Here is a 5,969-nt window from a genome sequence, read left to right as displayed (position 1 = left end):
TAAAATTTCTTGTAAATCAAATTTATCAAAATCATCGACGCGAGCGCCTCTATGAGCGAGGCGATGATCATCGCGAAGTATATCTCTTGCGAGATCGCGGCGGTGGAGTAAAAAAGCGTCGCCGTGGCGATCACTAGCGTCAGAGGCATAGAAAGCGATAGCGCGAAAAGCGCCGCGCCTTTGCGCCCCAGAGTGCTTAAAAACGTAGCGCTCGCAAGCAGCCTGATGCCAAACATCAGCGCCGCTAGGCTCGCGGCAAAGCTCATCACTCCGGGCATAAGAAGCGCTTCTAGCTTGATCACGGCTCCGGTGTGTATGAAAAATATCGGCACCAAAAAGCCGAAGCCGAACGACGATAGCTTCTCGATGAGGTCGTCTTTGTGCGAGAAAAAGGTCGGCAGAAAGGTGCCTGCGATGAAGGCGCCGATGACGACCTCAAGCCCCAAAAGCATTACTCCGGCGCAGATGAGGCAAAACAGCGCCATCGCAAATCGCACGTCCTTTTCGTTTTTGTCGTATTTGGGCATGATGACCGTTTTTAGCGCGGGGAACCACCAAAATAAAATTTCAAGCCCTTTAAAAACCGCTAGAGCGGCGACCGAAAAGCCCAAAAGCGCGCCGATATGAAGCGCCATCTCCACGCCGAAGCCGTTTTTAAGGTAGATGCCGCCCACCGTGAGGACGGCGATGCTGATGAGCTCGCCGATTACGCCCGCGGGCATCGCGAGATTGAGCCACGCTTGATCCTTGCCGTATTCCTTATACAGCGCCGAAAGCAGCCCGACGCTCATCAGAGGCGCGGCGATGATAAGCATCTGCGGCAGTTCAAACACCCAAACCGCAAGCGCGCTTAGGATATAAAGCAGCGCCAAAAAGATTAGGATCAGCCGCAAAATTTTGCGCGGCATCGCAAGCAGTGCGCGGAAATCCACCTCGCAGCCCGCCAAAAACATAAGGTAGCAAAAGCCGATCTGCGCGGCTAGATCGAAGGTCGCGCTTGGCGGCAAAAGCCCTAAATTTGCGGCTATGATGCCAAGCATGATCTCCATAGGCGAGAGCGGAATTCGTGCAAGGCTAGCCAAAAAGGGCGAAGCAAAGATCAAAAACGATAGCGCGATTAGGACGTAAATTTCATTCATAAGCTTTGGCCTCGCATCCTTTTAGATTTTCTCCGCACTGTTTTAGAATTTTTTCGCATCTTTCTAGCATTTTCTCTGGCTGCCCAGGGGCTTTTCGTATCATTTTAAGACTTCCTTTCGGTCGCTTTATAGTTCTTTGCGCTGCGAACAGAGACGAAATATGCGCAATTTTCGCTCTTGTACCACAACACAGGCAAACCGAGAAGCCGCTTTTTGCGCCCGCAAATCTCGCCCGGATTTAACACGAGCGTGCCGTAAATTTAAATTTTGCGTCGCTAAAGTGCTTTGATTCACTGCCATGTGGCAATAACCCACCGCCGCACATTGCCGATACGCCACCGTAGCGTTTTTATCTATCGATACATCGCGCCAATCCGTCACTGCGGCGTTTCGATTTTTCATCGCGCTGTTTTGGTGCGCCGGTGTGCTGTGGCAATCTGCCGTTACGCTGCGACCATTTGCCGATGTGCCGTTTTTTGATATACCCTGCTTATCAGCAAGCCCTTTCGATTCGTCGCTGCTGTATCGTCGGTAATCCATCGATGTGACGTAGCGATCCGCTACCGCAGCGAAAAAACTGGTGCGGTCGTAAATTCTAACGTATCTGAGTGGCGTTTCGCAGCCCTCTCTCGCGGAGTTTGGCGGTAGGACGAAATTTTGCGATGAGGCGGAGTTTTGCGAGGAGGTAAAATTCTGAGGCAGCACGGAATTTTGAAGTGAAGCGAATTTTGCGCTCGGCGCCGTGAGAATCGCACTTTTATATGTCGCCGCAAAGTTTAAATCCTGCGTGGCTTGAGCTGCGGAATTATAATTTTGAACGGAATTCCCGCTGAGATTTTGGATAGAATTCTTATCACTACGTAGCGCAGATTTTAGATTAGGTGCGGCGAAGCTCGGAGAGAAATTTTTGCTCTCGATAAGAGCGCCTGGAATTTGATTAAGGATTGCGAGCGCAGAATTTTCGCTTTGGCTTCGGTCGGAATTTTTGCCGCAATAAAGGGTAAAATTTTGTGCGTCGTAGCTCGAGCTTATCGTAATAAAGCCTCGATACGCCGCCGTCAGGTAATTTTTATCTACGACGGGATTTACAGCCCCTATTTTTGTGACGGGGCTTTGATATGCCACGCCGCTTGCGACTCGTATCGGCGTAGAATTTCGCGTAGCGCCCGAGTGCAGGTTTATGTCTAAATCTGCGGCGGAGAAATTTGATTTAGAATTTCGGACGGAATTTTTGCCTTCGTCGTTTGCGTCTGAGCCTGAACTTACAGTCAAATTTAAGCTCACGCTCAGTGCGGTTAAATTTATTACGTGATCCGCTACTTTAGAATTTGCAACTAAAATTTCTCTGCGATCTGCTCCGCAGTTTGAGCCTAAATTCGTGCCGCGACTTACTTCGTCGCTAAAGCTAAAATTTTTGACTAGGCCTGCGCCGAAATCCCTGCGAAAATTTACCGAGCGATCCGCACCCGCACCTAAATCCGCGTCTAAATTTAATTCGTCTGCTTCGTTTTGCGCTGCGGGTTCTTCGTCAAAGAGATAAAACGGATGGTGTATTATTTTTAGTCGCAGCCCGGCAAACTCCGTGCAAAAGGGCTCATCGTATAGGTTGAAGTCGTTTTTTAGCTCCGCAAGCGCTTCGTCGTTGTTGCCAAGAACCGCGAAGTAGGGCTTGCCGCTTTGTCGCAAAAGCCTCAGTGTCTCGCTCTCGACGATGCCCTCTGCGTGCACGAGCAGGTCCGCTCCTCGCGCGAGCAACCACTCTATGGCGCTTGCAGCGACCTCCGTTTCAGGGTGGGAGTCCGAGATGATGCCTATTATCAATCGATCTCTTCTTTAAGCTTACACTGCGGGCACTCGGCGAAGTTGCCTTTTTTCAGCTCTTTGCGGAGCATGTATGAGTTGCCGCACTGCGGGCATGCGCGCGCGATCGGCGCGTAGTTGCTCACAAAGCCGCATTTAGGGTAGTTCGTGCAGCCGTAAAATTTGCCGCGTCTGGAGAAGCGCTCGACGATCTCGCCCGTGCCGCAGCTCGGGCACTTGACGCCCGTGGAGAGCAGCGGTTTTTTCTCCTTTGCCGCGCCCTCGATTTTACGCGAGTATTTGCACTTCGGATAGCCCTCGCAAGCGATAAACTCGCCGTATCTGCCCTTGCGCTTGATCAAATTTTTACCGCACTGCGGGCATTTTTCATCTAGCACTTCGGGCGCCGCCTTCTCCTCGCTCGCCCCCTCGGCGCTGGCGTCCGCGTTGCGCGAGTATTTGCACTTCGGATAGTTCGAGCAAGCGATGAACTCGCCGAATCTGCCCTGGCGCCTAAGTAGCTCGCCGCCGCAGTTCGGGCATGCTTCGCCAATCTTTTCGGCTAGCTTTTGGCTTGCGATCGACGTTTTTCCTTTGGCGATCTCGTCCATAAAAGGGTAGTAAAAATCCGCCAAAATTTGCTGCCAGTCCGCTTTGTTTTCGGCGATGTCGTCGAGCTTTTCTTCCATTTTGGAGGTAAACTCGCTATCGACGATGTTTTTAAAATTTTGCTCCAGCATCTCGGTGATCTTAAAGGCGATCTCGCTCGGCACCAGGTGCTTTTGCTCGATATTTACGTAGTTGCGCGCCGTAAGCAGCGAGATGGTAGGCGCATAGGTCGAGGGCCTGCCGATGCCGAGGCTTTCGAGCTTTTTGATGAGGCTTGCTTCCGAATAGCGCGCCGGCGGTTCGGTGAAATGCTGCTGCGAGCTTAGGCTTTGCAGGCTCATCGCGTCGCCCGCGCTAAGGCTTGGTAAAATTTTATCCTTATCCAGATCGCCGTAAGCCTTGTAAAATCCGTCAAATTCCACCTTGCGCCCGCTGATCTTAAATGCACCCGCTTCGCCGCGCACGATGATCGTTTGGATCTGCGAGACGCTAGGGCTCATCTGCGAGGCTACGAAGCGGTTGTAGATAAGCGCGTAAAGGCGGTATTCGTCGCGAGGCAGGATTTTTTGCGCGAGCTCGGGGGTAAGCTTTAGATCGGTAGGCCTTATCGCTTCGTGCGCTTCCTGCGCGCCTTTACTTTTGGTGGCGTATAAATTCGGGCTTTTCGGTAGATACTTTTCGCCGAAGCGCTGCTCGATTAGCTCGCGAGCCGCCGCGATCGCTTCTTTAGCGATATTTAGCGAGTCGGTTCGCATATAGGTGATCGCGCCGCCGTTTTTGGTATTGACGCCTTCGTAAAGGCTTTGCGCGAGGCTCATCGTCTTGCGCGGATTAAAGCCCAGAGCCGTACTCGCCGCCTGCTGCAGCGTCGAGGTCATAAACGGCGGGTAAGGGTTTGTTTTGCGCGATTTGCTCTCGATACTCTCTACGTTAAATTTGTCTTTTTGCAGCGTCAGGACGATCTCGCTAGCCTGCGCCGCGTTTTTGACCGAGAGCTTTTCCATCTTTTTACCGCGAAATTCCACGAGCTCGGCTTCCAAGTCCTTCTTAAAAACCGCGTCGATGCTGTGAAATTCTACCGGTTTAAAATTTAAAATTTCGCGCTCGCGATCGACGACGATCTTAAGCGCGGCGCTTTGGACGCGACCCGCGCTTAAGCCGCGCTGGATCTTTAAATTTAAAAGCGGGCTTAGTTTGTAGCCCACGATGCGATCGAGCAGGCGGCGCGCTTGTTGGGCGTTTACGCTTGCGATATTCAGCTTGCGCGGCGAACTTAGCGCGTTTGAGATCGCGCTTTTGGTGATCTCGTGAAATACGATGCGCGGCAGCTCCTGTGCCTGCTTGCCGATCGAAGCGGCGATATGATAGGCGATCGCCTCGCCCTCGCGGTCCTCGTCCGTCGCGAGATAAATTTGATCCGCCTTTTTAGCGAGCGTCTTTATCTGCTTTACGATCTGATCGTGATCGGCGCTGATTTCGTATTCGGGCTCGAAGCTTTTATCTTTGATTTTAATGCCGAATTTTTTCTGCGGCAGATCGCGGATATGTCCTTTTGAAGCGACGACGTCGTAGTCATCGCCTAAGAATTTTTTGATAGTTTTGGCTTTTGCGGGGGATTCTACGATGATTAAATTTTTCATTGTTTAATCCTTCAGAATTCTAGGCAGCGTGATGCCCTTTTGGCTTTGGTATTTGCCCTTTTTGTCGCAGTAGCTCACCTCGCACGGCTCGTCTCCTTGCAGAAACAAAACCTGTGCGATCCCTTCGTTCGCGTAAATTTTTGCAGGCAGCGGCGTGGTGTTGGAAATTTCAATCGTGATGTGCCCTTCAAAGCCCGGCTCAAAGGGCGTTACGTTTACGATGATGCCGCAGCGCGCGTAGGTGCTTTTACCGAGGCAGATCGCAAGCACATCGCGCGGCATTTTGAAGTATTCGATGGTGCGCGCTAGCGCGAAGGAATTCGGTGGCACTATGCAGACGTCGCCCTCAAAATCCACGACGTTTTTTGCGTCGAAATTTTTAGGATCGACGACCGTTCCGCCGACGTTTGTAAAAATTTTAAATTCGCGCGCTACGCGTATGTCGTATCCATAGCTGGAAAGTCCGTAGCTAACGACGCCGCGGCCGATATTTTCCTCGCAAAAGGGCGCTATCATATCGTGCTGCTGCGACATCTGTCTGATCCATTTATCGCTTTTCAGTCCCATAAAATTTCCTTAAAATAATCAAAATTTTTCGCGCATTATAGCAGCAAAACATAATATTTAACAAATTTTGTGCTAGAATGAGCCCTCGTTTAGTTTGTTTTTGCAAGGGAGAAATTATGAATCTTTTTAGTAAATTTACGCTGGCGGCGCTTTTTATCGCATCTTCTTTAGCGGCGGCAAAGCCCAATATCTATATCTTGGCTACCGGCGGCAC

The 5,969-nt window shown here is 51.1% G+C and carries 4 protein-coding genes; all 4 read right to left on the bottom strand.

From position 1 onward, the window contains the following. Nucleotides 1-1,139: cation:proton antiporter (locus Q0340_RS00085; RefSeq protein WP_298081648.1), on the bottom strand; the 1,139-nt coding region annotated here is incomplete at its 3' end. A 126-nt stretch (nt 1,140-1,265) separates the two neighbouring features. Continuing rightward, on the bottom strand, nt 1,266-2,960 hold the full coding sequence (locus Q0340_RS00080) for a metallophosphoesterase family protein (protein WP_298081647.1): 1,695 nt from the start codon (nt 2,958-2,960) through the stop codon (nt 1,266-1,268). Continuing rightward, nucleotides 2,957-5,188 carry a type I DNA topoisomerase gene (topA, locus tag Q0340_RS00075; RefSeq protein ID WP_298081646.1) on the bottom strand — a complete coding sequence of 744 codons (2,232 nt, stop codon included), beginning with the start codon at nt 5,186-5,188 and terminating at the stop codon, nt 2,957-2,959. The genes Q0340_RS00080 and topA overlap by 4 nt, the downstream gene beginning before the upstream one ends. Nucleotides 5,189-5,191: 3 nt before the next feature. Continuing rightward, entirely contained in the window at nt 5,192-5,755 is a 564-nt protein-coding gene (gene dcd / locus Q0340_RS00070) for a dCTP deaminase (RefSeq protein ID WP_005871523.1), read from the bottom strand. Nucleotides 5,756-5,969 lie beyond the last annotated feature (214 nt).

It is taken from the genome of uncultured Campylobacter sp., from assembly GCF_938045595.1.
GTDB lineage: Bacteria > Campylobacterota > Campylobacteria > Campylobacterales > Campylobacteraceae > Campylobacter_B.
This window is presented reverse-complemented; position numbering and strand designations above follow the sequence as displayed.

Excerpts from the sequence above, each read along its gene's own strand:
- topA (WP_298081646.1), bottom strand. The coding sequence starts at position 5,188 with ATGAAAAATTTAATCATCGTAGAATCCCCCGCAAAAGCCAAAACTATC.
- dcd (WP_005871523.1), bottom strand. The coding sequence starts at position 5,755 with ATGGGACTGAAAAGCGATAAATGGATCAGACAGATGTCGCAGCAGCAC.